The following is a 679-nucleotide window of genomic DNA, read 5'->3' as shown; positions in this document are numbered from 1 at the left end:
CGGATACTTGAAGGCCTTCTACCGTGGCTATGAAGCCTCGTTTGGATTGTGCGATATCTTCAGAATCTTTGAGGGGAAGTTGCGCTTCGACAGCCTGATTCATTTTTTGTGTTATCTGGGTGGCGGGGGAAAAACCTTCGACCGAACCTATGCCATCAACAGTTTCTGTCTGAGATTGAGTACATCCAGTAATCAAAACCGCAATTAACAGAACCCATGTCCCGTGCTTAAACATAATCTCGAAACTCCCTGTAAAGCGCATGCGTCAGCGCATTGAAAAACCTTGTAAGATCAACTACTTTTAATAGCTATCAACAATAGCTGACCTAGGCACTTAAAAATAGATTTGAAAACTAGGGAACCTCTGAATATTTTAAATCATTTGTATTGCATGAGCAAGGATAGTCGGCAAAACAGGATGTACTTCTACGGAGTTGAAACGCTCAAAGAAGCTGAAGAGTTCGAGCCCTTACCAAGAGATGAGTATGACAAGCTGTTTCAGGCACCAAAAGAGCCTGATTCGTCAAAAGACCTTCAAAGCAATACGCAAAACGACAAGCCTAAGCAGTCATAACATGGCCTCCGTAATAAGCTAAGCATAGTAAAGACATGAGTAAGACTTCTGACAACGCAACTGAAAACGACACTGTAGTCGACCAAGGCCAGCCTCTAATCAGCC

General features: G+C 43.2%; 2 protein-coding genes. One reads left to right on the top strand and one right to left on the bottom strand.

The features are described from left to right. On the bottom strand, nucleotides 1–235 hold a 235-nt coding region (locus A3766_RS07910), incomplete at its 3' end, for a hypothetical protein (protein ID WP_156508775.1). Between the two features lie 183 nt (nucleotides 236–418). On the opposite strand from A3766_RS07910, the gene A3766_RS29485 reads away from it, so the two are divergent. Next, nucleotides 419–574 (top strand): hypothetical protein, encoded by a 156-nt coding sequence (locus tag A3766_RS29485; RefSeq protein ID WP_156490463.1) that lies wholly within the window; start codon nucleotides 419–421, stop codon nucleotides 572–574. Nucleotides 575–679: the final 105 nt, after the last annotated feature.

The sequence above is a fragment of the Oleiphilus sp. HI0132 genome, assembly GCF_001635845.1.
The sequence above is the reverse complement of the archived record's forward strand: the minus strand, read 5'-3'. Positions and strand labels throughout refer to the sequence as shown.